Origin of the sequence: Streptomyces sp. NPDC050161 (assembly GCF_044460025.1) — a bacterium.
Lineage (GTDB): Bacteria > Actinomycetota > Actinomycetes > Streptomycetales > Streptomycetaceae > Streptomyces.
The window spans coordinates 66,184-92,333 of sequence record NZ_JBITJM010000023.1 but is presented as its reverse complement, the minus strand read 5'-3'; the positions used below and the strand labels follow the sequence as shown (position 1 = coordinate 92,333).

17 protein-coding genes and 1 pseudogene are annotated in these 26,150 nt (G+C 70.7%); 8 read left to right on the top strand and 10 right to left on the bottom strand.

From position 1 onward, the window contains the following. Nucleotides 1-249: 249 nt before the first annotated feature. Complete coding sequence (locus ACIBK8_RS29725) at nucleotides 250-1,113, bottom strand: hypothetical protein (protein WP_399045107.1); 864 nt, start codon at nucleotides 1,111-1,113, stop codon at nucleotides 250-252. A 94-nt stretch (nucleotides 1,114-1,207) separates the two neighbouring features. Between ACIBK8_RS29725 and ACIBK8_RS29720 the strand changes: the two are divergent. Next, a pseudogene (locus ACIBK8_RS29720) lies at nucleotides 1,208-1,468 on the top strand (transposase); the annotation flags it as partial. Between the two features lie 271 nt (nucleotides 1,469-1,739). On the opposite strand, the gene ACIBK8_RS29715 reads toward ACIBK8_RS29720, so the two are convergent. Both ACIBK8_RS29715 and ACIBK8_RS29710 read right to left on the bottom strand, forming a co-directional pair. Then, nucleotides 1,740-2,117, bottom strand: coding sequence for a nuclear transport factor 2 family protein (locus ACIBK8_RS29715; protein ID WP_399045105.1), 378 nt, complete (start codon nucleotides 2,115-2,117; stop codon nucleotides 1,740-1,742). Nucleotides 2,118-2,249: 132 nt separating this feature from the next. After that, complete coding sequence (locus tag ACIBK8_RS29710) at nucleotides 2,250-2,432, bottom strand: hypothetical protein (RefSeq protein ID WP_399045104.1); 183 nt, start codon at nucleotides 2,430-2,432, stop codon at nucleotides 2,250-2,252. A gap of 39 nt (nucleotides 2,433-2,471) precedes the next feature. On the opposite strand from ACIBK8_RS29710, the gene tap reads away from it, so the two are divergent. Together tap and tpg are read left to right on the top strand one after the other, a co-directional pair. Beyond that, on the top strand, nucleotides 2,472-4,727 hold the full coding sequence (gene tap / locus ACIBK8_RS29705; protein ID WP_399045103.1) for a telomere-associated protein Tap: 2,256 nt from the start codon (nucleotides 2,472-2,474) through the stop codon (nucleotides 4,725-4,727). 9 nt (nucleotides 4,728-4,736) lie between these two features. Next, nucleotides 4,737-5,294 (top strand): telomere-protecting terminal protein Tpg, encoded by a 558-nt coding sequence (gene tpg, locus ACIBK8_RS29700; RefSeq protein WP_399045101.1) that lies wholly within the window; start codon nucleotides 4,737-4,739, stop codon nucleotides 5,292-5,294. A 98-nt stretch (nucleotides 5,295-5,392) separates the two neighbouring features. On the opposite strand, the gene ACIBK8_RS29695 is transcribed toward tpg, so the two are convergent. The 3 genes from ACIBK8_RS29695 to aceA form a co-directional block, all read right to left on the bottom strand. Further along, complete coding sequence (locus ACIBK8_RS29695; protein ID WP_399045099.1) at nucleotides 5,393-6,274, bottom strand: 3-hydroxybutyryl-CoA dehydrogenase; 882 nt, start codon at nucleotides 6,272-6,274, stop codon at nucleotides 5,393-5,395. Then, the gene (aceB, locus tag ACIBK8_RS29690; RefSeq protein ID WP_399045098.1) at nucleotides 6,271-7,869 is read right to left on the bottom strand and encodes a malate synthase A; all 1,599 of its coding nucleotides are present in this window, start codon (nucleotides 7,867-7,869) and stop codon (nucleotides 6,271-6,273) included. Before aceB ends, ACIBK8_RS29695 begins: the two co-directional genes overlap by 4 nt. A gap of 152 nt (nucleotides 7,870-8,021) precedes the next feature. Further along, complete coding sequence (aceA, locus tag ACIBK8_RS29685) at nucleotides 8,022-9,305, bottom strand: isocitrate lyase (protein ID WP_399045096.1); 1,284 nt, start codon at nucleotides 9,303-9,305, stop codon at nucleotides 8,022-8,024. A 374-nt stretch (nucleotides 9,306-9,679) separates the two neighbouring features. Between aceA and ACIBK8_RS29680 the strand changes: the two genes are divergently transcribed. Further along, on the top strand, nucleotides 9,680-11,131 hold the full coding sequence (locus ACIBK8_RS29680) for a short-chain fatty acyl-CoA regulator family protein (RefSeq protein WP_399045094.1): 1,452 nt from the start codon (nucleotides 9,680-9,682) through the stop codon (nucleotides 11,129-11,131). A 26-nt stretch (nucleotides 11,132-11,157) separates the two neighbouring features. On the opposite strand, the gene ACIBK8_RS29675 is transcribed toward ACIBK8_RS29680, so the two are convergent. The 3 genes from ACIBK8_RS29675 to ACIBK8_RS29665 form a co-directional block, all read right to left on the bottom strand. Continuing rightward, on the bottom strand, nucleotides 11,158-11,925 hold the full coding sequence (locus ACIBK8_RS29675) for an IclR family transcriptional regulator (RefSeq protein WP_399045092.1): 768 nt from the start codon (nucleotides 11,923-11,925) through the stop codon (nucleotides 11,158-11,160). Between the two features lie 226 nt (nucleotides 11,926-12,151). Next, nucleotides 12,152-15,118 (bottom strand): FAD-binding and (Fe-S)-binding domain-containing protein, encoded by a 2,967-nt coding sequence (locus tag ACIBK8_RS29670; RefSeq protein WP_399045090.1) that lies wholly within the window; start codon nucleotides 15,116-15,118, stop codon nucleotides 12,152-12,154. A gap of 30 nt (nucleotides 15,119-15,148) precedes the next feature. Then, a complete protein-coding gene (locus ACIBK8_RS29665) occupies nucleotides 15,149-16,330 on the bottom strand; it encodes a pyridoxal-phosphate-dependent aminotransferase family protein (RefSeq protein WP_399045089.1) in 1,182 nt (393 codons plus the stop codon). Between the two features lie 258 nt (nucleotides 16,331-16,588). Between ACIBK8_RS29665 and ACIBK8_RS29660 the strand changes: the two genes are divergently transcribed. From ACIBK8_RS29660 to ACIBK8_RS29645, 4 genes are all read left to right on the top strand, one after another. After that, nucleotides 16,589-18,196 (top strand): L-lactate permease, encoded by a 1,608-nt coding sequence (locus ACIBK8_RS29660; protein WP_399045087.1) that lies wholly within the window; start codon nucleotides 16,589-16,591, stop codon nucleotides 18,194-18,196. 185 nt (nucleotides 18,197-18,381) lie between these two features. Continuing rightward, nucleotides 18,382-19,986: a sensor histidine kinase gene (locus ACIBK8_RS29655; RefSeq protein ID WP_399045085.1), complete on the top strand. Its 1,605-nt coding sequence runs from the start codon at nucleotides 18,382-18,384 to the stop codon at nucleotides 19,984-19,986. A 17-nt stretch (nucleotides 19,987-20,003) separates the two neighbouring features. Continuing rightward, complete coding sequence (locus ACIBK8_RS29650) at nucleotides 20,004-20,666, top strand: response regulator (protein ID WP_399045083.1); 663 nt, start codon at nucleotides 20,004-20,006, stop codon at nucleotides 20,664-20,666. A 157-nt stretch (nucleotides 20,667-20,823) separates the two neighbouring features. Further along, nucleotides 20,824-21,591, top strand: a complete 768-nt coding sequence (locus ACIBK8_RS29645; RefSeq protein WP_399045081.1) for a DUF4184 family protein — start codon at nucleotides 20,824-20,826, stop codon at nucleotides 21,589-21,591. 241 nt (nucleotides 21,592-21,832) lie between these two features. On the opposite strand, the gene ACIBK8_RS29640 is transcribed toward ACIBK8_RS29645, so the two are convergent. Then, entirely contained in the window at nucleotides 21,833-25,903 is a 4,071-nt protein-coding gene (locus tag ACIBK8_RS29640) for an amino acid adenylation domain-containing protein (protein WP_399045079.1), read from the bottom strand. Nucleotides 25,904-26,150 lie beyond the last annotated feature (247 nt).

Below are 26,150 nucleotides of genomic sequence, written 5' to 3'. Positions count from 1 at the left end.
TGCAGGAGACGGACCGCCCCGGCGACGGGGGTACCCGCCTCAGCGACGGGACGAACGGGAGACGGTCACCACCAGCACGGGCTCGGTCCCAACCAGAGGCGAGCACCGCGTCGACGAACACCTCGGTCACCCACGCGGCGACATCCGGGACCGCACACAGACCTGGCACCGGAAGGTACTTCGTCGGCGCATGTCCTCGGCCGGTGCCGTACCGGTCAACGAGGTGGCGGGACCGGGGGCTGAGAGGCGTTACCCCTTGCCGAAGAGGTCCGCGGGGAAGGCGCCCGCATTGACGATGGTTGTCGTGAGGGTGGTCGCGAGCTCGGTGAGGAGTCCCACGTGGGTGGCGCCGAGGTGTTCGTAAGGGGCCCGGTCCAGGCGGTCGGTGGTGTCCTCCAGGTCCCGGCGCAGTGCACGGCCCTGGTCGGTCAACTCGCCTTGGACGGTGAGGAGTCCGCGGTCGCGGAGCCGGTCCTGAGCGGCGGACCAGTCGTCGGGGGTCCAGCCACGGGTGCGGGCCACCCAGGCGGGGGCGATGCCCTTGCCGGTGGCGGTGTGGGTGACCTGGGCTTCAAGGCCGTCGAGTCCGGCGTGGGCCAGCGCGATGATGTGGCCGTCGCCGCGGTATTCGCGTAGGACGCCCGCGGCGTGCCAGAGGGCCAGGTGCGGGGCCTCGGGTACGGGCAGCGCGGCGAGGCCGGCGGAGAGCGGACGTCCGCCGGGTTCGCATGCTTCGATGGCGCGTGTGGCCAGTTCCGCGGCCTTGGCCAGGTCCTTCGAGGCGAGTGCGTCTTCGCCGAGCAGGCGGCGCAGCATGGCGTCCGCGACGTGCGTCCGGGCCTCCAGCGCCTGCTGCGGCGAAAGCATCTGCCAGGTCTTCGGGATGTGTTGTGCGATCAGATCGAGCCTGTACGGATAGAAGACGGCATCGACCGTTGTGGCGTTGACCGGGCCCATCGCGGCGGACCTGGCGGTGAAGTAGGCGGCGTGCCAGTCATCGACGCCGAACTTCGCGAACGCCGCCACGAATTCGGGGGCGAAGTACACGGCTGAGTCCAGAGGGCCGAGAGCGTTGTGGCACCGGCGCCCGGCACGTTCGGGGAGTGGGGTCATACGGGGCACGCTACCGTCGCACGCCCTCGATCATCGGTCCGGATATCCACGTCACGTGCGGTCGGGCCTTGTGCCGGAGCCCCGACGCGAACAGATGGTGCTAGGGCGGGTGCCGGTGATCGCCCGGCTGGTGGCGGTCGGCGAGGACACCGTGCGCGATGTGATCCACCGGTTCAACGAGATCGGCCTGGCCTGCCTGGACCCTCGGTGGGAGGGAGGCCGTCCCCGCCTGCTCAGCGATGCCGACGAGGACTTCGTCGCCCAGACGGCCACCACCCGCCCCACCAAGCTCGGCCGGCCTTTCACTCGCTGGTCACTACGCAAACTCGTCGCCCACCTGTGCACAGTCCACGGGGCGCAACACCAACGCCCGCCACCGCGACGTCCTGGCCGCCGAACGCAAGGAACGCGCCCGCATCCGAAGCGGGAAGGGCATCCGTTGGGGCGGACGCCCCCTCAACACCGCGGCCTGACCAACCGCGAGCTTGCACGGCCACAGCGCATCATCGGTCCGCTCGTGGCCAAGTGCGGACGACCGAAGCGTGGTGAAGATGATCTCGGCCGGGCAGACCCGGAGCCCCGGACGGGGCCGGTTCAGGAGAAGGGCGGCGCCAGAGGAGAGTGACTCAGGAGGCGGACGGCTCGATCTCCCCCGCGAAGACGATGACCTGGTCGATGAGGCTCCGCCGCAGATGGACGACGTCCGTTCCCGCCAGGCGGGGGCCTCCATCCGGCGTCGTGAAGACCCACTGGTACCGCGCCCACTCGCCCGGCATGTCCACCGCCGAACAGCGCACCATCGTGCCGGCCCCCGCGGGATGGCGCCGGATGTCCAGCACGAACCGCTCGACCGCCTCGATCCCCTCACTGCGGCCCAACGGTCCCCAGAAGACCACGTCCGAGGTGAGGGCCTGGGAGAGCAGCGCAGTCACATAGCTGTCGTCCGAGGCGTTGAACGCGGAGATGAACGTGTCGATCGCGGACCGCGCGGTCTCTTCCTGCATGCACCAGTAATACCAGCCGCCTCGCGGACCGTGCACGTCCCGTGAGCCGTCTCCCGACCACGGTGAACCATCCCGGCCACAGCACAAGCTCGACGAGGCCGGCCCGGACGAGGTCACGCGTATCGCCGCCGCCTACAGCGCGAGTTGGAAGGAGATGGCAGCTGCCGCACCTTTGTTCAGGCCGGTCAACTCCGCCTGGGCATCCGCCTGTTCGGAGAGCACGGCCAAGGCGTCGTCGCCTGCGGCCACGCGGTCCACCTCAGGGTGATAGAAAATCCAAGGATAAGAATATTGCAAATCTGGCAATAAATTCATGGGTAAGTTCGTGATAGTTTTTTGGGGTGGAGGTGGAGTATGGCGACCGAAGATGAGTTGTTCGCGGCGGTGGACGCGTTGCTGGAGGGCGAGCCGGAGATGCCGCCCCCGGCCGAGCGGGCGCGGCTGCGCGAGGCGGCGCGTGTCTCACAGGCCCGGCTCGCGCAGGTGCTGCGCACGACGACGCAGACGGTCAAGAACTGGGAGGCCGGCCGTGCGGAGCCGCGTCCGCCGCGTCGTCAGGCGTACCAGCGTCTGTTGGACGGGTGGGCGGAGAAGTACCCCGAGCCCGCCGATGTGGAACCCGCCGATGCGGAACCCGCCGTCGCGCAGGTGTCGGAGGCGTCCACCGGTGAGTCGAACGCAGAGCAGGAAGCGCCGCCTCCGTCCACGGTTCCGGCGCCCGAGACCGCGGCCATGGCTGCAGGAGAGAACGCCCTGCCCCGCCCCGCCGTTGTCCCGGCCGCCGCGTCGCGTCCGCCCCGCAGCACTGCCAGGTCGTCGACGTCGCGGCGCCCGGTGGCGAAGAAGGCTGCGCCGGTGAACGCTTCGGCGGGCGGCAATGACCCGCGCTTTGAGAACGGGCCGCTGGCGGTTGTCGATGTCGCCGATGGCCAGGTGCTGGCGTACTGTCCCGGTGGCCTGGTGCTGGATGTGCCCGCCAAGTCCGTTCCGGCTCTGGTGGGTTGGGCTCTCAAGGAGGCGAAGCTCGGGCAGGCGAGGCTGTCCGGGCCGGGTAAGGATGCCGATCCGTTGCTGGTGCTCACCGAGGCCGCGTTGGAGCGCTACGGCCTGCCGGTCGCTCTCACGGAGGAGGAGCGGCTCGCCGGGCGGATCCCGGAGAGCCATAAGGTCATCAAGCAGTTGGTCCGCGCGGAGTGGAAGCTGACGAAGCGTGGCTTCGGGCCGTGGGCGCGGATCTACCGTCCGGCCGTGGGCGCGGAGCGGGCCTGCGTGCAGCTGTGCATTCCGTCCTGGCATGCGCTCGACGTCCGGCACTGGGGCGAGGCCGCGCAGCTTGCGCCGGCGGAACTCGCCCGGGTCCTGGGCGCGTACGCGTCCCGGGTGATGACGCCGCGCGGCTCCACCGCCGTCACCGGTCTGGAGTTGATGACCGCGCTACACCCGCCGACCCGCGCCACCGCGCCGGACGCCGACGGTAAGCGGCACTCCGAGCACAACCCCGGCTCGCTGGGGAAGGACCCGGTCGATCCGGCGCCGTGCGAGGCTCCCGACGGTCACCCGGTCCTCGCCGACCTGCCTCGCTTCCACGTCCGCGGCCCGGCGGAGAAGCTGTGCGAGGAGGCGTACGACTGGGCGCGGCCGATGACCGATGACGAATGCCTGCATCGGAACCTGGTGGGCATCGACGTCAACATGGCCTTCGCCGCCGGCGCCAACGGGCTGATCGTCGGCCTCGCCGAACCGCCCACGTACGTCAAGAGCCCGGTGTTCGACCAGAAGTTGCCCGGCTCGTGGCTAGTCGACCTGAGTCACGTCGACCTGTCGAGGGTGAAGTCGGGCAAGGAGTGGGTGGAGCTGGACGGCAGCCTGCTGCCCAGTCCGTTCACGCCGACGGGGGAGCGGCCCGAGGGGGCGGCCTGGTATGCGACGCCGACCGTCGCCTACGCCCAGGAGCTGGGCTACGAAGTGCGCCCGGTGGAGGCGTGGGTGCGGCGCGAGAACGGCCGCTATCTGGACGGCTGGTACGGACGGTTGCGCGATGCGTACATCGCGACGATGGCCGATCTCGGGGTGCCTGCTGACGTTCCTCCGGAGGAGTTCCTGGCGGCGATGGACGGCTATCGGCAGCGCGACCCCGAGCTGGCGATCGTGGTGTCCGCGGTCAAGGCGACCGTCAAGGGGGGGCTGGGCAAGCTGCGCGAGCGGCCCCGTGGGGAGGGCTGGACGCCCGGTCAGCCGTGGCGGGCCCTGTCCCGGCCGACGTGGCGTCCGGACATCCGTGCCGCGGTCATCTCCCGCACGCGGATCAACATGCACCGCAAGATCGTCAAGCATGCGGCGTTCACCGGGCAGTACCCGGTCGCGATCCTCTCCGACTGCGCCGTGTACGCGGTCGACGGCGAGAGCCCGCTGGACTTCCTGCCCTACCGGGAGGGCAAGCCGCTGCCGGGCGGTTTCAAGCTCGGCGTGAACCCCGGGCTGGTGAAGCACGAGGGCACGCAGAGCGTGTTGTGGGGTGAGGGGCTGCGTGAGCAGTTCGATGCGCCTGAGCTGAACCTCGCGCGGTACATCAAGGACGGCACCGTCACCGGCCAGGACAGCGGAGAGTAGGAGAGGGCGATGAGCACGTTCGGGGACGGCCTGGACCAGGCGGTGCAGAAGGCGTTCACCCGCCCGGTTCCGAAGAGCGCGGGCGCGCAGATGCGGTACCTGGTACGGCAGTTGAAGGGAACGCGGGCCGTCGCCCGGATGCTGCGCATCTCCCAGCGCACCGTGGAGCGGTACGTGAAGGATCAGATCAAGAAGCCCCGCCCGGATCTCGCCGCGCGTCTGGAGCGTGAGGTGAAGGCCCGGTGGCAGCCGCAGATCCGGGCGAAGGCCCGCGAGAAGGCGGCGACGACCGGCGGCATCGTCCTCGACACCCGGGCCCGTCTCGGCTACACCGCGCCGATCGGCTCGACCGATCAGGACCGGATCCGCCACCTGACCGTCGCCCTGCCGCCCCGCCACGCCGCCCGTCTCTTCGAGGCCCAGGAGCAGGGCGCCGGCGACGACCACCTGCGGGAGATCGCCGCCGAAGCGCTCAAGGAGGTGTACTTCCAGGACAACGGCCGCCGCGCCGGAAGCCTGGAAGAGGTCCGCTTCACGGACATCCAGCACGTCGAGTTCGACCTCTAGTTGAGTGAGTCCGATAGACGAGTGAGTCCGATGGATGAGTGAGTCCGATGGATGAGTGAGGCCGAAGTCGTGCCTGCCCGGCGGCGGTCCAGGATCCCTCAGCCCTGGTCGTAGGTGTGGAACCCGCGGCCGGTTTTGCGGCCGAGCAGTCCTGCTTCCACCATGCGTTGGAGCAGCGGTGGCGGGGCGTAAAGGGGTTCCTTGAACTCGTCGTAGAGGGAGTCGGCGATGGAGGCGACGGTGTCCAGGCCGATCAGGTCGGCGAGTTTGAGCGGGCCCATGGGGTGGGCGCAGCCCAGTTCCATGCCGGCGTCGACGTCTTCGGCGGTGGCGAAGCCGGATTCGGCCATCCGGATGGCCGAGAGGAGGTACGGGACGAGCAGGGCGTTGACGACGAAGCCGGCCCGGTCCTGGGAGCGTACGACGGTCTTGGCCAGGGTGCCGGTGAGGAACTCCTCGGCGGCGGCGACCGTTGCCGGCGCGGTGTGCAGGGAGGTGACGACTTCGACGAGCGGCAACACCGGGACCGGGTTGAAGAAGTGCAGCCCCAGGACACGGTCCGCGCGGCGGGTGGCCATGCCGAGCCGCATGACGGGGATGGCCGACGTGTTGGTCGCCAGGATCGCCTCCGGATCCTCGACGATCTTGTCGAGGGCGGCGAAGACCTCGGTCTTGGCCTCAGTGTTCTCCACGATCGCCTCGATGACGAGCCGGCGGTCCGCGAGGTCGTCGAGGCTGCCGCTGAAGACCGTACGGGCCAGTGCGTCCTCGGCCGAGATGCGGTCCAGTTTGCCGCGCTGGACGGCGCGTTCGAGGGAGATCGCCACCCGCTCGCGGGCAGCGCGTGCCGCGGTCGCATCGGCCTCGCAGACCACCGTGTCGAGTCCGGCGCGGGCGCACACCTCCGCGATGCCCGCGCCCATCTGACCGCCGCCGACGACACCTACCCGCCGGATCGCGGTGTGCGGTGCGGCGCTCATGCGGCGACCTCCGCGCGCTGGACGAGGTGCCTGGCGTAGGCGTCCGGGGTGAAGAAGGCCGGCAACCCCCGGGCCAGCGCGGTCCGTTCGAACAGCGCCCGGACCTCGTCGATCCGGGCCCAGGGGTACTCCGTGCCCAGGGCGGCGATCTCGTCGTCGAGCAGGCCGCGCACCGTGTCCCTGCCGACGGCGCCGTGCCGCAGCCACTGCCAGATCTGCGCTCGGGCGATCTCCGCGGCTGCCGCGTCCTCCACCAACCCGTCGATGGCCACCGCACCGGTGCCGCGCAGCCAGGCGTCGAAGTAGCGCAGCGCGACAGAGATGTTGGCGCGCACGCCTTCGTCGGTGGGTGGTCCCGCGGTGCGCCGGACGGCCAGGAGCTGATCGGCCGAGACAGCGACGTCGTCCCGGGTGCGGTCGATCTGATGCGGCTGCCCGTCCAGCACGCCGTCGAAGATGTCGCGGCAGAAGGAGACGAGCCCCGGGTGGGCGACCCACGTCCCGTCGAAGCCGTCCTCCGCCTCGCGCTCCTTGTCCAGACGCACCCTGGCGAGAGCCGTCCCGTCGGCCTGCGCGTCGTGTCCGGGGATGTGGGCGGACATGCCGCCGATGGCGTGCGCACCGCGCTTGTGGCAGGTGCGCACCAGCAGTTCGGTGTAGGCGCGCAGGAAGGGCGCGGTCATGGTGACCTTCGTCCGGTCGGGGAGCGAGAAGTCCGGGCGATGCGCGAAAGTCTTGATGAGGCTGAAGAGGTAGTCCCAGCGGCCCGCGTTGAGCCCGGCGCTGTGCTCGCGCAGCTCGTAGAGGATCTCCTCCATCTCGAAGGCCGCGGTGACCGTTTCGATCAGGACGGTGGCCCGGATGGTGCCCCGCGGGATGCCGAGCAGCTCCTGGGCGAGGACGAACACGTCGTTCCACAGGCGGGCGTCGCAGGCGTTCTCCAGCTTGGGAAGGGAGAAGTACGGGCCGGAGCCCGCGTCGATCTGCCGCTGCGCGCAGTGGAAGAAGTACAGGCCGAAGTCGACGAGCGAGGCCGGGACGGGACGGCCGTCGACGAGCAGATGCTCTTCGGTGAGGTGCCAGCCGCGGGGGCGGACGGCGATCGTCGTGAGCCGGTCGCCGAGCCGGGGCGCCTGCCCCTCAGGCGTCGTGGAGCCGATCCGGCGCTCGATGGCGTCCAGCAGGTTCAGCTGGCCGCCGATGATGTTGTCCCAGGTGGGGGAGGTGGCGTCTTCGAAGTCGGCCAGCCACACCTGCGCCCCTGATTTGAGCGCGTCGATGGTCATCCGGCGCTCCGGCGGTCCGGTGATCTCCACCCGGCGGTCCGTGAGACCCGGCGCCGGCGGCGCGACCCGCCAGTGGGGATCGGCACGGATGGCGGCGGTGGCCCGCGAGAAGTCGAGCGGGGAACCCGACGAGAGACGAAGGGCGCGGCGGCGCCGCTCGGTGAGGACATCGCGGTACCGGCCGGCGAAGGTCACTGCCAGCCGGCCGATGAAGTCGAGGGCGGCGGGTGTGAGGATCTCGTCGAAGCGGTGGCCTGGTGCGCCGAGCACCTGGACCTGGACGCGGCGGGTCAGTTCGGTGATGGACATGCGCATCTCCTCAACGGGCGCGGGGGAGCGGAGCGGTGAGGGCCGGACGGAGACGGTCGTCCGGCCCTCACTTGGACACGGGGTGTTGGGGCGGGTACGCGTCGGGCCACTGGGGCCGACGGCCGGGCACGACGGGAGATTGACGACAGGACCTAGTGGAACTGCTCCTCTTCGGTGGAGCCGGCGAGCGCGGTGGTGGCGGAGGCCGGGTTGAGGGCGGTGGAGACCTGGTCGAAGTAGCCCGTGCCGACCTCGCGCTGGTGCCGGACGGCGGTGAAGCCGTGCTGCTGGGCGGCGAACTCCCGCTCCTGGAGGTCGACATACGCCGTCATGCCGGACTCGGCGTAGCCGCGGGCCAGGTCGAACATGCCGTGGTTGAGGGAGTGGAAGCCCGCCAGGGTGATGAACTGGAAGCGGTAGCCCATCGCCGCCAGCTCACGCTGGAACTTGGCGATCCGGTCGTCGTCCAGCGCGGCCTTCCAGTTGAACGACGGCGAGCAGTTGTAGGCGAGCATCTGGTCCGGGTGCTCGGCGTGGATGGCCTCGGCGAACTCGCGGGCCTGTGCGAGGTCGGGGGTGCCGGTCTCCATCCAGATGAGGTCGGCGTACGGGGCGTACGCCAGGCCGCGGGCGATGGCCGGGCCCATCCCGTTCCGGACGCGGTAGAAGCCTTCGGCGGTCCGCTCGCCGGTGACGAACCGGGCGTCGCGCTCGTCGATGTCGCTGGTGAGGAGGTTGGCGGCCAGCGCGTCGGTACGGGCCACGATCACCGTCGGCACATCGGCGACATCGGCGGCGAGACGGGCGGCGTTGAGGGTGCGGACGTGCTGCGCGGTGGGCACCAGGACCTTGCCGCCGAGGTGGCCGCACTTCTTCTCCGACGCCAGCTGGTCCTCGTAGTGGATACCGGCGGCGCCGGCCTCGATCATCGCCTTGGTCAGCTCGAAGGCGTTGAGCGGACCGCCGAAGCCGGCCTCGGCGTCGGCGACGATCGGCGCGAGCCAGTCCGTGGTGTCCCCGTTGCCCTCCGCGGTGGCGATCTGGTCGGCGCGCAGCAGCGCGTTGTTGATCCGGCGCACCACCTGGGGAACCGAGTTGGCGGGGTAGAGGCTCTGGTCGGGGTAGGTGTGCCCGGCCTGATTGGCGTCGGCGGCGACCTGCCAGCCGGACAGGTAGATGGCCTGGAGACCGGCCTTGACCTGCTGGACCGCCTGACCGCCGGTCAGCGCGCCGAGCGCGTGGATGTGGTCCCGCTCGTGCAGTTGCCGCCACAGCCGCTCGGCACCGCGCCGGGCCAGCGTGTGCTCCTCACGGACACTGCCCGACAGCCGCGTCACGTCCTCGGCCGTGTAGGTGCGCTCGATCCCCTTCCAGCGCGGGTCCTTCGCCCACCGCTGCGCCAGCTCTGCGGCCGTCGTCGTGCTTGCCTGTGCCATGACCGTCTCCCGGGTCTGCCTGATTTCTCGTCAAAGTTGCGAATGAGGCACTGGGTGCCGTCTGCGGGTGCGGCCCGCCGGAGGTCCCTGCGCGATCAAGAAGGGGCAATGTTGCGCGGACTTCCCTGCGGAACGGTCGGGTTCTCCGATATCAGGCGCGTGCATCACGCCCGGTGTTCCGCCGTGGTCGCCGGTTCCGGCGGGCCGTACGTCAGACTTTGGCACCGGCACTGAGTGTCATCAACCGTGGATGTGTGCCAAGTTCTGCGGATCTTCCGGCCCGCTTTTGCCAACCTTGCAAAGGGTCGGAGCGGCGGCGATCTGCTTAGGATCCAGGCCAGGACACGCACCTGCGGAGAGGGGCAGCGATCACCGTGAGCAAGACCTATGCCGGAGCACGCCTGCGGCGGCTTCGCGAGGACCGGCGCCTGAGCCAGGCGGCCCTGGCGCGGATGCTGGAGATCTCGCCCAGCTACCTGAACCAGATGGAGCACGACTCACGCCCGCTCACCGTCCCGGTCCTGCTCCGCCTCACCGAGGTGTTCGGCGTCGACGCGGGGTTCTTCTCCGAACGCGACACCAGCCGGCTGGTCGCCGACCTGCGGGACGCCCTCGCCAACGAGATCACCGCCGACCGGGTGTCCCCGGCCGACCTCGCGGAACTCGCCTCCCGCATGCCCGCCGTCGCCGAAGTGCTGGTCGGTCTCGGCCGCCGCAACCACCAACTCGCCGAGCGGCTCGTCGAAGCCGCGGACGGCAGGGGGCAGACCGTCGCCGCACTGCCGCGCTCCCCGCACGAGGAGATCCGCGAGTTCTTCTACCGCCGCCGGAACTACCTCCACGACACCGATCTCGCCGCTGAACACCTGTCGGACGAGATCGGCATCCGCCCCGGCGAGGTGGTGCGCGTCCTGGTCGCGACCCTGGCCGAGCGCCACGGCGTACGGGTCTCGGCGGACTCGCGCGTGCTGCACCACTACGACGAGGCGAGCCGCGTCCTGCACCTGTCGAGCCGGCTGCGCCCCGGCCAGCAGGCGTTCCGGATGGCCACACAGCTGGCCTTCCTCGAACACGACGACGAACTGTCCCGCCTCGCCTCGGAGGACTTCACGCCGGAATCGGACGCGTGGTCACTCGCCCGCATCGGCATCGCCAACTACTTCGCGGCTGCGCTGATCCTTCCCTACCGCCGTTTCCACACGACGGCGGAAGAGGTGCGCTACGACATCGAGCGGCTCACCGACCGGTTCGGTCTCGGATACGAGACGGTCTGCCACCGCCTGAGCACCCTGCAGCGCCCGCGCCTGCGGGGCGTACCGTTCTCGTTCGTACGTGTCGACCGCGCGGGCAACATGTCCAAACGGCAGTCCGCGACCGGCTTCCACTTCTCCCGCGCGGGCGGAACCTGCCCGCTGTGGAACGTCTACGAGGCGTTCGCCACCCCCGGCCGCAGCCACGTCCAGATCGCCGCGATGCCCGACGGACAGCGCTACCTGTGGACCGCCCGCGCGATCACCCGGCACCGCGGCGGCTGGGGCGAACCAGGCAAGACCTTCGCCATCGGCCTCGGCTGCGAGATCAGGCACGCCTCACGACTCGTCTACTCCGACGGCCTGGACCTCGACAACGCCGCGGCGGCCACCCCGATCGGCATGGGCTGCCGCATCTGCGAACGCACCGACTGTCCACAGCGGGCGGTACCGCCCCTGGACCGCCGGCTCGCGGTGGACGAGAACAGCAGCACGTTCGTGCCCTATCCCGTTGCTGAACGGGACGGGACGGCTGAGCGGGCGCTGCCGTGGGCACCTCCCGGCCGGGCCAGGTGAGATGCCGACGCCATGCGCCCGGCCGACTACGCCTCCGTCGCGGACACAGCGGGCTCATGGCCCAGGCGGGCGCTGAGGGTTCGGGCCGCCTCGCTGACCGCCTTGCCGTAGAAGGAGCGGGATGCGTCTGTCAGGCGGTGGAGCGGGATGTTGATGCTGAGGCTGCCGATCGGTTCGCCGGGGCCGCCCATGATGGCCGCCGCGACGGAGCCGACGTCGGAGCGCCATTCGCCGTTGTTGGTCGCGTACCCCTGCTCGCGCACCCGCTGCAGTTCGGCGGTCAGCTCGTCGGGGTCGGTGATCGTTGTGTCGGTGTAGCGGGGGAGTTCCTGGGCGAGCAACTGCGCGATGGCGTCGGACGGGCTGTTGGCCAGCACTGCCTTGCCGTTGGCCGAGGCGTGGAGGGGGAGAGCGTGGCCCAGGGACATGCTGATGCGCACCGGCTTGGACGTCTCCAGCCGCTCGATCAACACCATCTTGTCCCCTTCGCGGACCGTCAGGTGGATCGTCTCCTCTGTGCACCGGCGGAGTTCCTCCATGGCAGGCACCGCGGCGTCGCGCAGGTCCAGGTCCCCGCTGGCGTGCCGCCCCACGTCGAGTGCCTTCGTGGTCACCACCCACCGGGTGACCTCGCCCCGCGCCGGACGGATCCACCCCGCGGTGTTGAGGGTGTGCAGCGCCCGCTGCACGGAACTCTTCGGCATGTCCAGGACCCGGGCCAGCTCGCCGACGCCGATCGGCTGCCGCGACGCGACCTCTTCCAGCACGCGAAGGGCGTTCAGCACGCTGCGCATCTATCCACTCCTTTGATACGACGACCGTAGCACCATGCCGCCGTACGGCATGGAGCGCTGCCTTACGGCATGGGCGTGCGGCTCTTCCCGAGGCTCTGGATACAGTAACTGGCCTTTTCTGGGCGGGTGTTGGCCTCGGGGAGGGGTGGTGGTTCGGTGGTCGCGAGGTCGGACGGACCGGCGGTCGGTGGGCGGGGGTGACACCCGGGACCGCCGGTCGCTCGCGTCAGGAGAGGGCCAGTGCCTCGCGCACCAGTTGCACGGGGTGCCAGGAATCCCGCTCGGTGCCGTGCGCGATCTGCTGCCGGCAGGAGACGCCGGTGGCCACCACGATCGTGGTGTCGTCCGCCTCCTCGATCGCCGGGAAGAGGCGGTCGCCCCCCACCTTCATCGACACGTCGTAGTGCTCGGATTCAAAGCCGAACGACCCCGCCATGCCGCAGCATCCGGCGTCCAGTTCTTCGACCCGGACGCCGGGGATACGGTTCAGCAGCGCGACGGTCGCGGCGGTGCCCACCTCCGCCTTCTGGTGGCAGTGCCCGTGGTAGAGCAGGGTGCGCCCGGCCAGCCACGAGTCCTCACGCAGGCGCAGCCGACCCGCGTCGATCGCTTCGACGAGCAACTCCTCGACCTGCCGCACCCGGCCGGAGACGTCCTTGACGGCCGGGTCGTCGGGGAGCAGGGCCACGTGCTCGTCGCGCAGCGTCATCAGGCACGAGGGTTCACAGCCGACGATCGGCGACCCCGGGGCCGTGGTGTCGTGGAGCGTGTGCGCGAGGCTCCGCGCGTCGTCCTTGGCCTTGTCGAGCAGGCCCTTGGACAGGCTGGCGCGCCCGCAGCAGCCGCCGGCCGCCAACCGGACCTCCAGGCCGGACCGTTCCAGCAACTCGATCGCGGCCTGCCCGACTTCCGGCTCCGTGAACGTGGTGAAGGAGTCGGCGAGGAAGGTGACCTGCCCCTGCCGGGCGGGCTCCGTCCGCGCCGGACGCCGCCGGAACCAGCGCACCAGATTCTGCCGGGCGAAGGACGGCAGCCGCCTGGCCGATGTGATGCCCAGCAAACGGTCCATCAGCAGCCGCAGCGGCCGGATGCGTCCTGGGAGGTTGGACAGGGGAGCGGTCGCCGAGCCCAGCCGGTTCAGCGTGCGGATGGCGGCGAAGACCCGGGACCGGAGCGGAATCCCGTGCAGGTCGTGGTGGTGGGAGAGGGCCTCGCTCTTGAGGGTGGCCATGTCGACGCCCAGGGGGCATTCGCTCTTGCACGCCTTGCACATCAGGCACAGGTCCAGGACCTCGTGCAGCCGTTCGTCACCCAGCGCCTTCTGGGGGTCGGGTTCCGAGAGTGCCTTGACCAGGGCGTTGGCGCGTCCCCGGGTGGAGTCCTCCTCCCGCCGGGTGGCCATGTAGGAGGGGCACATCACGCCGGTCCCGCTCTTGCGGCACAGGCCGATGTTCATGCAGCGGTCCGCCGCGCCGCGCATCCCGCCGACGACCTCGAAGGACAACTGCGTCCTGACCGGCTCGGCCGGCCGCAGCGCCGGGTCGCGCAGGTTGTCGGTCATCGAGGGGGCATCCACGATCTTGCCCGGGTTGAGCTGGTTGTCGGGGTCGAAGGCGCGCTTGACCTGGCGCATCGCCTCGTAGAGCCGGTCGCCGAAGATCTCCCGGTTGAACTCGCTCCTGGCCAGACCGTCGCCGTGCTCGCTGGAGTTGACGCCGCCGTACTCGCGGACGAGGTCCTTGATCTCCTCGGCCACGGCACGCATCTTCCCCACCTCGTCGGGGTCGGTGAGGTCGACGAAGGGCCGGATGTGCAGGCAGCCGACCGAGCAGTGCCCGTAGAAGCCGGCCGTCATCCCGTGCCGGTCGAGCACCTGCTTGAAGCGCCGTGTGTAGTCGGCCAGATGGACCGGGTCGACTGCGGTGTCCTCGACGAACGCCAGCGGCCTGCGGGTGCCTTCGCTCGCGGCCATCAGCAGTCCCAGGCCCGCCTTGCGGACTTTCAGCAGGGCCTCCTGCTGGGCGGGGGTGACCGCCCGCAGGGTGTGGTAGCCGTGGCCGTGACGCTTCCACAACGCGGTCAACTGCTCCAAGCAGCCGAGGAGTTGACTCTCATCGTCCTCGTTTCCGGTGAAGGATACGAAGAGCAGCGCCGCCGGGTCGCCTTCGATGATGGTGCCGAGCGAGGCGTACTCGATCTTCTTGCGCGACAGGTCCAGGATGGTGCGGTCCATCAGCTCCACGGCCGCGGGCCCGCACGCCAGCGCGTCCTCGGTGGCCTCGATGGCGGCCTGCGTCGACGTGAAGTGGCCGACGGCGATCACTGTCCTGCGCGGCTTGGGCACCAGGTCCACCAGTGCCCGGGAGACGATCGCGAGGGTGCCTTCCGAACCGACGACGAACTTCGCCAGGTCGTACCGGCCCTCGTCCCGCGCGAGCCGGTCGAGCCGGTATCCGCAGGCCCGGCGCCAGAAGTCGGGGAAACCTTCCGCGATCGCCGGGGAGTTGGCCCGTACGATCTCCGGCAGCCGCCGGTAGATGGTCCCCTCAAGCGTGGGCAGCGCGGCGCGCCGTGCCCATCCGGCCGCGTCGGTGGCGTCCAGGTGGGCGCGGCTGCCGTCGGCCAGTGTCACGTCGAGCTCCCGGACGTGATCGATGGTCATGCCGTACCGGATCGATCCGCTGCCCGCCGAGTTGTTGCCGATCATCCCGCCGATCGTCGCGCGGTTGCTCGTCGAGGTGTCGGGGCCGAACATCAGGCCGTGCGGGGCGGCGGCGCGGTTCAGCTGGTCCTGCACGACTCCGGCCTCCACCAAGGCGGTTCGGCTGCCGGGGTCCAGCTCCACGATCCGGTTCATGTGCCGGGACATGTCCAGGACGAGGCCAGGACCCACGGTCTGTCCCGCGAGGCTGGTCGCGGCCCCGCGGGGGATGACCGGCACGCCGTACTCGGCGGCTGCGGTCACCGCCGCCGCCACGTCGTCGGCGTGCCGTGGGAACACCACGCCGACGGGGGTGATCGTGTACATGCTGGCGTCCCGGGAGAACAGGTGCCGGGTGTAGTCGTCGAAACCGGTCTCGCCGTCGAGTTCGCCGCGGAGCCGGCGTGCGAGTTCCTGGGCGTGGGCGGTCCGTTCGGCTCCCCGGGCGGGGATGGCCCCTCCGGCGGGGCTGTCGGCGTTCAACGCGGTCATGGTGCGGGTGCTCCTCACGCGAGGGGGCTGCTACGCGGCCGGGGGCTGGGTGCGACGCAGTACGTCGAGGGCTGCGTCGACACCGAGAGGGTCGATGGGCGCACCGGCGAGTTGGAGGCCCATCTGCACACCGGCGAGCGTGCCCGCCAGCGTCAGGTCGTTGAAGTGGCCGAGGTGGCCGATGCGGAACACCTGGCCGGCGAGCTTGCCGAGGCCCGTGCCGAGGGACAGGTCGAACCGTTCCAGGGCGACTTCGCGCACCTTGTCGGCGTCGTGGCCATCCGGCATCAGCACCGCGGTCAGGGATCCGGAGTACTCGCGCTCGTCCGCGCACAGCACATCGAGTCCCCACGCGCGGACCGCGGCTCTGGTCGCCTCGGCGTGCCGGCTGTGGCGGGCGAAGACGGCGGGCAGTCCCTCGGCGTAGAGCATCCGCAGCGCTTCGTCGAGGCCGTAGAGCAGGTTGGTGGCCGGTGTGTAGGGGAAGAAGCCGCCCTTGTTGGCGTCGATGACCGGCTTCCAGTCCCAGAAGGACTTCGGCAGTCGCGCGGTACGCGAAGCCTCAAGTGCCTTGGCGCTGACGGCGTTGAAGCTCAGGCCGGGCGGCAGCATCAGCCCCTTCTGGGAACCGGCCACCGTCACGTCCACACCCCACTCGTCGTGGCGGTAGTCGATCGATCCCAGTGAGGAGATCGTGTCGACGAGCAGCAGCGCCGGGTGCCCGGCCGCGTCGATCGCGCGGCGGATGTCCGCGACCCGGCTGGTGACTCCGGTCGAGGTCTCGTTGTGTACGACGCAGACCGCCTTGAGCGACCGTGAGGTGTCGGCGGCCAGGGTGTCCTGGACGGCCTGCGGGTCGGTGCCGTGGCGCCAGTCGCCGGGTATGAAGTCGACGTGCAGGCCGAGGTGTTGGGCCATGTCCCGCCACAGCGAGGCGAAGTGCCCGGTCTCGGAACAGAGCACGCGGTCACCCGGGCTCAGGGTGTTGACCAGGGCGGCTTCCCAGGCTCCGGTGCCGGATGACGGATAGATGACGACCGGTCCTGTGGTGCCGAAGACCGGCTTGACCGCGTCGAGCAGGCGCAGTGCGAGCGCCGCGAACTCGGGGCCCCGGTGGTCGATCGTCGGTGCCGCCATCGCACGAAGTACTTGGTCGGGGACGTTCGTTGGGCCAGGTATCTGGAGGAAGTGACGGCCGGTGTGAAGGGTCACGCGACGAACTCCTTGCTGACGCTGTGCCGTTATACGGCACGTTGTGTCGTAACATGGCACGCGGAGCTTAGGTGCCGATCTGTCGGAGCGTCAATCGATGCGCATCGGATCGGCGAACCCCCTTGACGGCGCCAGGAAAGCCACTTCATCCTTCTTGATCGGAAGATGAATTCCGCATTACGGAATATTTCGCTCGTTTGTCCGTCCGTGCCCAGCTGGACTCCGGCCACCGGCGGCTGAGAGAAACGAGGCTCCTCCGTGTATCGCCAACTCATCGACCCTCTCGGGTCACCCGCCCTCTCGGCAGCACTCGCGGCCCTGCCGCTCGTCGTACTCCTGGTCCTGCTCGGCGTCGTCCGCATGAAGTCGCACTGGGCCGGGCTGACCGGACTCGCCACCGCCCTGGTGGTCGCCGTGGCCGTCTACCGCATGCCCGTCGGCCAGGCCGCCGACGGGGCGGTCGAGGGAGCGGCGTTCGGCCTGTTCCCGATCGTCTGGATCATCCTCAACGCCGTCTGGATCAACAAGATCCAGCGATCGAGCGGCCACTTCGACATCATCGGGCGGACCTTCTCCACGCTCTCCGGCGACCCCCGCGTCCAGGCGATCCTCATCGCGTACTGCTTCGGCGCGATGCTCGAATCGCTGTCCGGGTTCGGTACGCCCATCGCCATCACATCGATCATGCTGATCGGCATCGGCTTCACCCCGCTCAAGGCGGCCGTGGTCGCCACCTTCGCCAACACCGCCCCGGCCGCCTTCGGTTCCGTCGGCAACCCGATCCAGGCGCTGGCCAAGGTCACCTCGTACTCGGCACACGACCTGGGATCGGCGGTCGGCCGGCAGTCGGCGGTCATCGCGGCGCTGGTCCCGTTCGTCCTGCTGCTGATGCTGGACGGCCGACGCGGCCTGCGCGAGGTATGGCCCGCCGCGCTGACCGCGGCGGTGGGCTTCAGCGCCGGCCAGTTCCTGTGCTCGAACTACTTCACCTACCAACTCACCGACCTCGCCGCGGGAGTTGTCGCCATCGCAGCGGTGATCGTCCTGCTGCGGTTCTGGTCACCAGGACGTGGCGTGCGCGCGAGCCACCCCGCCACGGCGGCTGCGGGAGGCGAGGACCGCACCCCCCGGATCGAAGCCCTCAAGGCATTCTCGCCCTACATCCTGCTGACCGCGCTCTTCGCGCTGACGTCCTTTCACAGCCCGGTCCAACGCTTCGTGGCCGGCCAGGACGTCTCCTTCAGCTGGCCGGGACTACGCGTCATGGGCACCACGGGCGACACCCTCAACGTGACCACCTACGACCTGGGCTGGCTGGGTGCGGCAGGCACGATCCTGCTGCTCACCGGCGCCCTCACGGCGCTCATCCTCCGGGTCCGGCTCAGGAGCGCCCTGCGCTGCTACGGGCAGGCGCTCCACCAGATCCGCTGGGCCGCCGTCACCATCTGCTGCGTACTCGCACTGTCCTACGTGATGAACCTCGCGGGTATGGCCGCCTCCCTCGGGACCTGGCTCGCCGGACTCGGCAGCGCCTTCGCCCTGCTGTCCGGCTTCCTCGGCTGGTTCGGCGTCGCGCTCACCGGCTCCGACACCTCATCCAACTCACTCTTCGGCGCCATGCAGGTCGCCGCCGCCCACCACATCGGCGCCTCCCCCCTGCTGATGGCGGCCAGCAACAGCACCGGCGGAGTCCAGGGCAAGGCCGTCGCCATGCAGAACCTCACCATCGCGGCCACCGCCGTCGGCCTCCCCGGCAAGGAAGGCGACATCCTCCGCAAGGTCATCGGCTGGAGCCTCGCCCTCCTCGCCGTCTTCTGCGTCCTGGCCTGGCTGCAGTCGACGGCGCTGTCGTGGATGGTTCCGTGAGCAGCCGGCCTCACTGCGGGACGGGTGCCGGCTCGGGGTGCGGGCCGGCCCGGCCGGCGATGGCGAGTGCGTCGATTCGTACGGCCAGGTCGCGTCCACCGCATACCCCGTCGCGCTGGACCCCGGCCAGAACAGCCGGAAGGTCCTGTCAGCCCGCACCGCCGGTCCCGCTGATACTGGCCGTCATGTGGGGTAAGAGCGCGTGGGCCCGGCGGGGCGTGGAAGCGTTGGGTGCGGCAGCCGTGCAGGTGGTGACGGCACGGTACGCGTACCCGTACGCGGACCAGGGCCTTCCCCGGTGGGCCGCGGTCGTGATCGGCGCATCGGGTGTGCTGGCGGTGGTGCTGCGCCGTCGGATGCCGCCGGGATGGTGTGCCGTGGGTCTGGCCGCCGCGATGGGGGTGCTGCCGGCGCTTGCGCCCCTGACGGCGCTGCTGGTGTACGAGGCCGCCGGGCGCCTCACGGGTGGCAGGTGCTGGTGGGTGCTGGGCGGGGCCGCGCTCGTACCTGTGGTGGTCACGGTGGCCTGGATGCAACGGCCCGGGTATGTGGTGTGGCCTTTCGGCTGGGGGTTCTCGGCCGGGTTCGGACTCGTGCTGTCGCTGGTGGCGGTGATGGGGCCCGCACTGGTGGGGACGATCACCGGTCAGCAGCGGCGGTTGCTCGATGCCGCGAGGCAGCGGGTGCGGATGGCGGAGCGGGCCCGGCAGGCGGACGCACAGGCGGCGCGGCTCGCGGAGCGGTCGCGGATGGCGGCGGAGATGCACGATCTGCTCGGCCACCGGCTGTCGCTGATCAATCTGCACACGGGCGGTCTGGAGATGGAGCTTGCGGCCGACGCCCCGCAGCTGCGCGAGGAAGCGGTGCAGATCCGCTCGTTGACCCGGCAGGCACTCGGTGACCTGCGGGACACGCTCGGCATGCTGGAGCCCGCAAGCGCGGGTGAGCAGGCGCCGACTCCGGCCACCGGGACACGCGCCGGACTCGGGGAACTGGTGGAGCAGTCGCGTACGGCGGGGGAGACCGTTGCCCTGGTCTGGCAGGGGCCGGATCTGCGGGAGGCCGATACGCGGGTGCGGTGGGCGGTGCACCGGGTGGTGCGGGAGGCGCTGACCAACGCACACCGGCACGCCCCGGGCGCCGCGATCCAGATGACCGTCGAGCACGACGCAGGGGTGGTGCGGCTGCGGGTGCACAACGAGCCGGCTCGCGCGCTCCCGGCATCGGCGGGGACCGGCAGGGGACTGGCGCAACTGCGCGAACGGGCACGGCTGCTGGGCGGCACCCTCACCGCCGCCGCGGAACCGGACGGCGGCTTCACCGTCACCGCCGTCTTCCCCGCCCGCCCCGACACCCCCGCAGCGGACGAACCGGCACCGGCGACGACGGCCGCCACGCCGGTCCGGGCCGCGGCACCCGGACGGGGCGTGCTGCACCGGGTACAGCGTGGCGCGGCGGGGCTGCTGGGCGTGCTGGCCGTGGTGACGACGCTGCCGTTCGGACTTGGCCTGGTGCACAGGGCGCAGCCCCTGCCGCAAGCGGTGAACGCCGACGACGTACACCTGGGCATGTCCGTGGCGGAGGTGGAACGGGCGGTGGGGGCGGACGACGAAGCCCTGCGCGCCCTGGCCGCGGGCCGCGCGGTACCCGCCCCACCGGGGACTTCGTGCCTCTTCCCGTACGGCGGCCGACGTACGGTGGGCCGCGAGCTGGAGGTGACCCGTTACTGTTTCCGCGAGGGACGCCTGGCCGACGTGAGCCGGTTCAGGGCACCCCTGGACCGCTCGTAGAACCGGAGCCTCTCCCCGTGACCACGCCCCCTGTCCGTCTGCTGCTCGTCGACGACGAGGAACTGGTCCGCACGGGAATCCGGCTGATCCTGCGGCGGATGGCGGACATCGACGTGGTGGCCGAGGCTGCCGACGGCGCCCAGGCCGTCGAGCTGGCCCGCAGCCACCCGGTGGACGTGGCGCTCGTCGATATCCGCATGCCGGGCGTCGACGGGCTGGAGACCTGCCGGCGACTCGTCGCCCTGGAACACCCGCCCAAAGTCGTGATGCTGACCACCTTCGGCGACCAGGACAACGTCATCGGCGCGCTGCGAGCCGGTGCCCTCGGCTTCCTGCTGAAAGAGACCGGGCCGCACGAGCTGATCAGCGCGGTACGGGCGGCTGCCGCCGGTGACGCGGTCCTTTCCCCCGCGGTGACGGCCCACGTCGTGCACCGCATGCTCGACAGTCCCGGCAGCAGCCGGCAGCACGAGGAACGGCTGCGGGATCTGACCGAGCGGGAGCGGCAGGTACTCGCCCTGCTCGGGGTGGGGCTGTCCAACACCGAGATCGGCCGACGGCTGGACATCGGGTCCGGCACGGTCAAGACCCACGTGGCACGGATTCTGGAGAAGACCGGCACCACCAGCCGCGTCCAGGCCGCCGTCCTGGCAGGCCGAGCCGGACTCCTCGACGGCTGAAGAGTTCCCCCGCGCGGCCGACCGCCGGGTCGGCGCGGTCCCGGCGCGGATCTGCCAGGTGGCATACCCGCAGTTCCTGCCCAGGGCGTACGGAACACCCTCGCCACGGCACCGAGCATGGAAGAGCCCCTGCTCCCCGTTCCGTCTGGACCGTACCGTGCCCTTGACGCTCGTCCATCCCGCCGTGGTGATCCCGGCCGCCGTCCGCGGACCGCTGCCCGCATCCGCCCTGGCGATCGGCTCCCTCACCCCCGACTTCCCCAAGCTCCTGCCCCCGCTCGAAGGCACCCTGCGCACCGTCGGCATCGCGGACGCGGCCCAGTTCACCCACACTTACCCCGGGGCGGTGAGCGTGGGCGCGGCACTCGGCGCGGTGGCACTGGCCGTGTTCCACCTGGCGCTCAAACGGCCCTTGGTCAGCCTCGCCCCGGCCCCCCTCGCCCGTCGGCTGGCCGCCCCCGCAGCCGCGTTCCGCATCCGCGGCGCACGCGACGCCTTCTGGACGGCGGCGGCCCTGGTCCTCGGCGCGGCCAGCCATGTGCTGCTGGACGACGTCACCCACATCGACCCGCGGCTGGGCCTGTACCGGGTGCTGCAAACGGGCATCACCCTCACTCTGGCCGTTGCTTCGGCCGTCATGATCGCGGTGTGGCTGACGCGTCTGCCCGCCGCGCCGAAGGCCCCGCTCCCGCCGAGCCCACTGCGGCACGGCCTCCTGTGGACGGCGATCACCGCGGTACCCCTGGCAGCCCTCGCATGGGGCACGGTCACCTTCGACGGCGCCTACCGGCCCGACCTGTACCTGCGCCTTCACCACGGCGCGACCTTCGCCCTGCCCGTACTGGCGGGACTGATCCTGCTCTACGCCGCGGCCTGGCACCTGCTGACGCCTCGGCGCACCACCCGCCGGGCCAGCGGCTCCTGAAAGAGCGGGATCTGGGGCGGATCCCGGACCTGTGACCGACCGGCCACGCACTCGGCCGGATACCCACCGGCCGCACTCCACCAATGACGGAACCCGGTTCCCGACGCGCGGACGTCACCCGGCCGTGCCGCAGTAACACGCCCAGAATTCCCATGAGTTGACCATGGCGCGCGATCTTGAAGCCCTGACGAGCCGAGGTGGTCGGGCTCGGGCCCCTGCGTTGCCGCAGGGGCCGGTCGGTTCAGCGCGCGGGGACGGTGTCCAGGTACGTGGCCAATTCCCGGCCGATGTGGGCCAGTGGGGCTGCCTGGGTCATGGCGTTGTGCGTACACGCGACGTCGTGGCTTGTGATGCGGCCTGTCACCAGCGGGCGCCACGCCTCGCCGGACGGCGCGTGGGCCGGTTTGCCCTGCGTCGCGTGGAAGTACAGGAGGTCCCCGTCGAAGACGCTCTCGGTGAAGGTCGGGAGGAGCTTGACGGTGTTGGCGAACACCTTGGTGGCGGTGGCGCGTTGGTGTTCGCCTAGGGAGGGGTGCTCGTTCAGGGAGGCCAGCACGTCGTTGCTGCTGTCGTCCGCGGCGCCGGAAGCGGTCGGCGGGCGGCCGGTACCTCCCGGGTCGTGGCCGACGGCTTCGAGAAGCGCGGCGAGGATGTCGTGTTCCTCCAGCGCCGCACCCGTCATTTCGTGTGGGTCGATGGGGCGCGAGTCGAGCATGGACAGGAGGGCCACGCGCTCGCCCGCCCCTTGCAGCCGGGCGGCGATGGTGTGGGCGAGCGCGCCGCCGGATGACCAGCCCAACAGGTGGTAGGGGCCGGTGGGTTGGACGGTGCGGATCTGCTCGACGTAGTCGGCGATCAGCTCATCGAAGGTGGTGGGCAGCGTGCCGGTGCCGGTGGGTGTCAGGCCGCGGGCCTGGAGTCCGTATACCGGGCGGTCAGGTCCCAGGTGGCGGAGCAGCCCGGCGTAGCACCAGCTCAGGCCGCCGGAGGGGTGGACGCAGAACAGGGGTGGCCGGGAGCCGCGGGCGCGCAGCGGCAGGAGCATGCCGAATCCGTCCGACTGGCAGCCGCCCGCCGGCGCCCGGACGAGTCCGGCGACGGTGGGGGCTTCGAAGAGCGCGCCGATGGACAGTTCGGTGCCCAGGGCGGCGCGGATGCGGCTGATGAGCTTGGCCGCCAGCAGGGAATGTCCGCCGAGCGCGAAGAAGTCGTCGTCGATGCCGACCTGTTGCGCGCCCAGGACCTCGGCGAACAGTGCGCAGAGCACCTTCTCCTGCGGGCTGTTCGGCTGTCGGCCGCCGGGGGCCGCAGGGGTTTCGGGGGCGGGCAGGGCGGCGCGGTTGAGCTTGCCGTTCATGGTCAGCGGCAGCTCGTGGAGGAGGACGAAGGAGCTGGGGACCATGTATGCGGGCAGCCGTGCGGTGGCCCAGGAGCGGAGTGCGGCGATGTCCACCGGGGAGGCGGGGGCGGAGGGGGTGGGGTGTGCGGTGCGGGGGGCGGGCACCACGTACGCGGTCAGGCGCTGATCGCCCGGGGAATCCTCTCGTACGGCCACCACCGCTTGGGCGACGCCGGGATGGCGGGCCAGCGTGGTCTCGATCTCGCCCGGCTCGATCCGGAAACCGCGGATCTTGACCTGCTCGTCGATGCGGCCGAGGTATTCCAGGACGCCGCCCGCCGTCCAGCGCGCCCGGTCGCCGGTCCGGTACATGCGGGGGCCGGGAGCGCCGGGCCGGCCGTGCGGATCGGTGCGGGGAGGGGCGAAGGGGTTGGCGATGAACCGTTCGGCGGTCAGGGCGGGTTGGTTGAGGTAGCCACGGGCGATCTGGTCACCCGCCAGATACAGCTCGCCCGGCACGCCGGGCGGCATCGGGTTGAGCAGGCCGTCCAGCACGTACGCCTGGACGTTGTGGCCGGGACGCCCGATGACCGGGTGGTCGCCGTGGTCGGCGAGGCGGCAATAGACCGCGTCGACGGTGCATTCGGTGGGCCCGTAGTAGTTGTACGTGTGCGTGCCGGGCTGGGCGCGCAGGGTCTCCCACAGCGCGGGGTCGATGGCCTCGCCGCCCACCATGAGGACCCCGGGCCGGTGCCGGTCGCCGGTGAACAGCCCGTCGGCGATGAGCTGATGGAGGTAGCTGGGGGTGAGGTCGAGGAAGTCGATGCGCTGCTTGGCGATGTAGTCGACGAGGGCCGGCGGGTCGATGCGTACGGCGTCCTCGACGAGGTGCAGCTCGTGGCCGGCGGCCAGGAACAGCATGCCCACCCAGGCGGTGTCGAAGGAGAAGGCGGCGGTCAGTGCGGCGCGCAGCCGGCGGCCTGCCGCGGCGGCCTCAGGACCGATCAGTTCGGCCTGGTGGTCGAAGAAGAGGTTGGTCATCTGGCGGTGTTCGACGACCACGCCCTTGGGGCGGCCGGTGGAACCGGAGGTGTAGCTCACATACACGGGGTGGTCGGGTGACAGGGGGGCCGGGCGGTCGGCGTCGGTGGGGTCGGTATCCGGCCGGTGTTCGAGCGCACGGAGTGCGGCCGGATCGTCGAGCGGCAGTGCGTCGGTGCCGGCGGGCAGGCGTCGGGTGGTGGCGGTGGTGGTGAGCACACACCGCGGGCGGGTGTCGGCGAGCAGGAAGCGGATGCGCTCGGCCGGCAGGTCCGGGGCGATCGGTACGGACGCCGCACCCGTCTTGAGCACGGCCAGCAGGCCGACGATGTAGTCGGCCGAGCGCGGCAGGGCGAGCGCCACGAACGTCTCGGGTCCTGCGCCGCGCTCGATCAGCGCGTGTGCCAGCCGGTTGGCGCGTGCGTTGAGTTCGGCGTAGGAATGCATGATGTCGCCGCAGACCAGCGCGGTGGCGGCGGGTGTGCTGCGGGCCTGTGCCCGGAAGATTTCCGGCAGTGTCGTGGCAGGTACCGCGCGGGCGGTGTCGTTCCAGCCGGTCGTCACCTGATGGCGTTCGGCGGCCGACAGGAGGTCGATGCCGCCGACGGGCTGTCCTGGCTCGGTGGCGGCGAGGGTTTCCAGCAGGGCCAGGAAGCGGCGGTGGTGGGCGGCGGTGGCCTCGGCGTCGTAAAGGGCGGGGTCGGCGTTGAAATCGATGCGCAGTGAGCCGTCGGCGGTCCGTTCGTAGACGTTGACGCCGAGGCCGGTGACCGGTCCGTTGGAGAGGTTGTGCAGCATGGCCGGATGCGGCCCGAAGCTCAACGGCGGGTCGTATCCCATGATGTTGATGCCCCAGTCGCCCAGATAGCCGCCGGTAGGCACGAATCCCAGCTCCTGGGCGAGGTGCTGCGACGGATAGCGCTGATGGCGCAGCAGGCCGCGGGCCCGCTCGGAGGTACGGCGTACGAGCTCGCGCACGCTCGTGTCAGGGCCGAGCTCCACGCGCAGCGGCAGGATGTTGGCCAGCATGGCCGGCACGCCGCGGGCCACCGTGCCGGAGCGGCCCGTCACCGTCAGGTCCAGCATCACGTCGGTGGCGCCGCTCATGCGGTGCACGTACAGGGCCAGTGCCGCCATGGCCACCGCGGGCAGTCCTGACCTGCACTGCCGTGCCAGCGCCCGCAGTGCGTCGGCGGCGGGCGCCGGGACGTACCCGGTTTCGCGTACGAAGCCGTGCGGGACCGAAGGCCGTCGGTCCGACAGGGCCGCGGTGGCGGGGCGGTCGGTCAGGTGGGCGGCCCAGTAATCGCGGTCACGGGTGAACCGCTCGGACGTTTGGTAGGCGGCCTCGTCGGCCAGCAGCTCGGCCAGGGAGCCCAGGCGGCTGGGCGGGCACTCCTGGCCGGCCTCAAGGGCGGTGTACAGCTCGGCGACGCGCTGGATGAACAGGGAGAAGCCGTAGCCGTCCAGCAGGATGTGATGGATGCTCAGGTACAGCACGCAGTGGTCGTCGGGCAGTTGGAGAACCGCGAAGCTGAAGAGCGGACCGTGGCGCAGGTCGACCGGCTGGCGCAGGTCGGCCCGCATCCATTCCTGGGCCCTGGCCCAGGGGCCGGGGGTCGACGGGCCGGTCGGATCGGTGGTGCCGCGCAGGTCCACAACCGGCAGTGACCAGTCCAGCGACCGGTCGACCAGCTGCCGGATGCCGCCCTCGTCGTCCGTCTCGAAGCGGACCTGCAACGCCTCGGTATCGGTCACGGCGCGGCGCAGCGCGGCGCGAAGTACGCTCAAGTCCACCGGGCCGTGGATGTCCACGTACTCGGCGGCACGGTAGATGGGGTTCTCCGCATCCACCTGCTGGGAGAACCACACGCCCGTCTGCGCGACGGTCAGCGGCAACCAGCGATCGCAGTTGCCGGACTTCCTTTTCATGCTTGCCGTCCCCTGACGAAGGTCCCTCTGCTCAACGGCAACCGGGTCGGTGGCTCGTCTGCACTCTCGGTCGCAACTCACCCGCTGCACAGGACCAACGAGCCAGCAGGGCTGATGTATCGGTTCATCGGGAAAAATGTCTGCGCGGATGTGAGGTGAGAGAGCAGCTGGAGTACGCGGGGGAGTGGGCAACTCCGCGTCGGGGGACGGAAATCGGCACCCCTGGTGCGGGCGGCTCCAGTCCGCC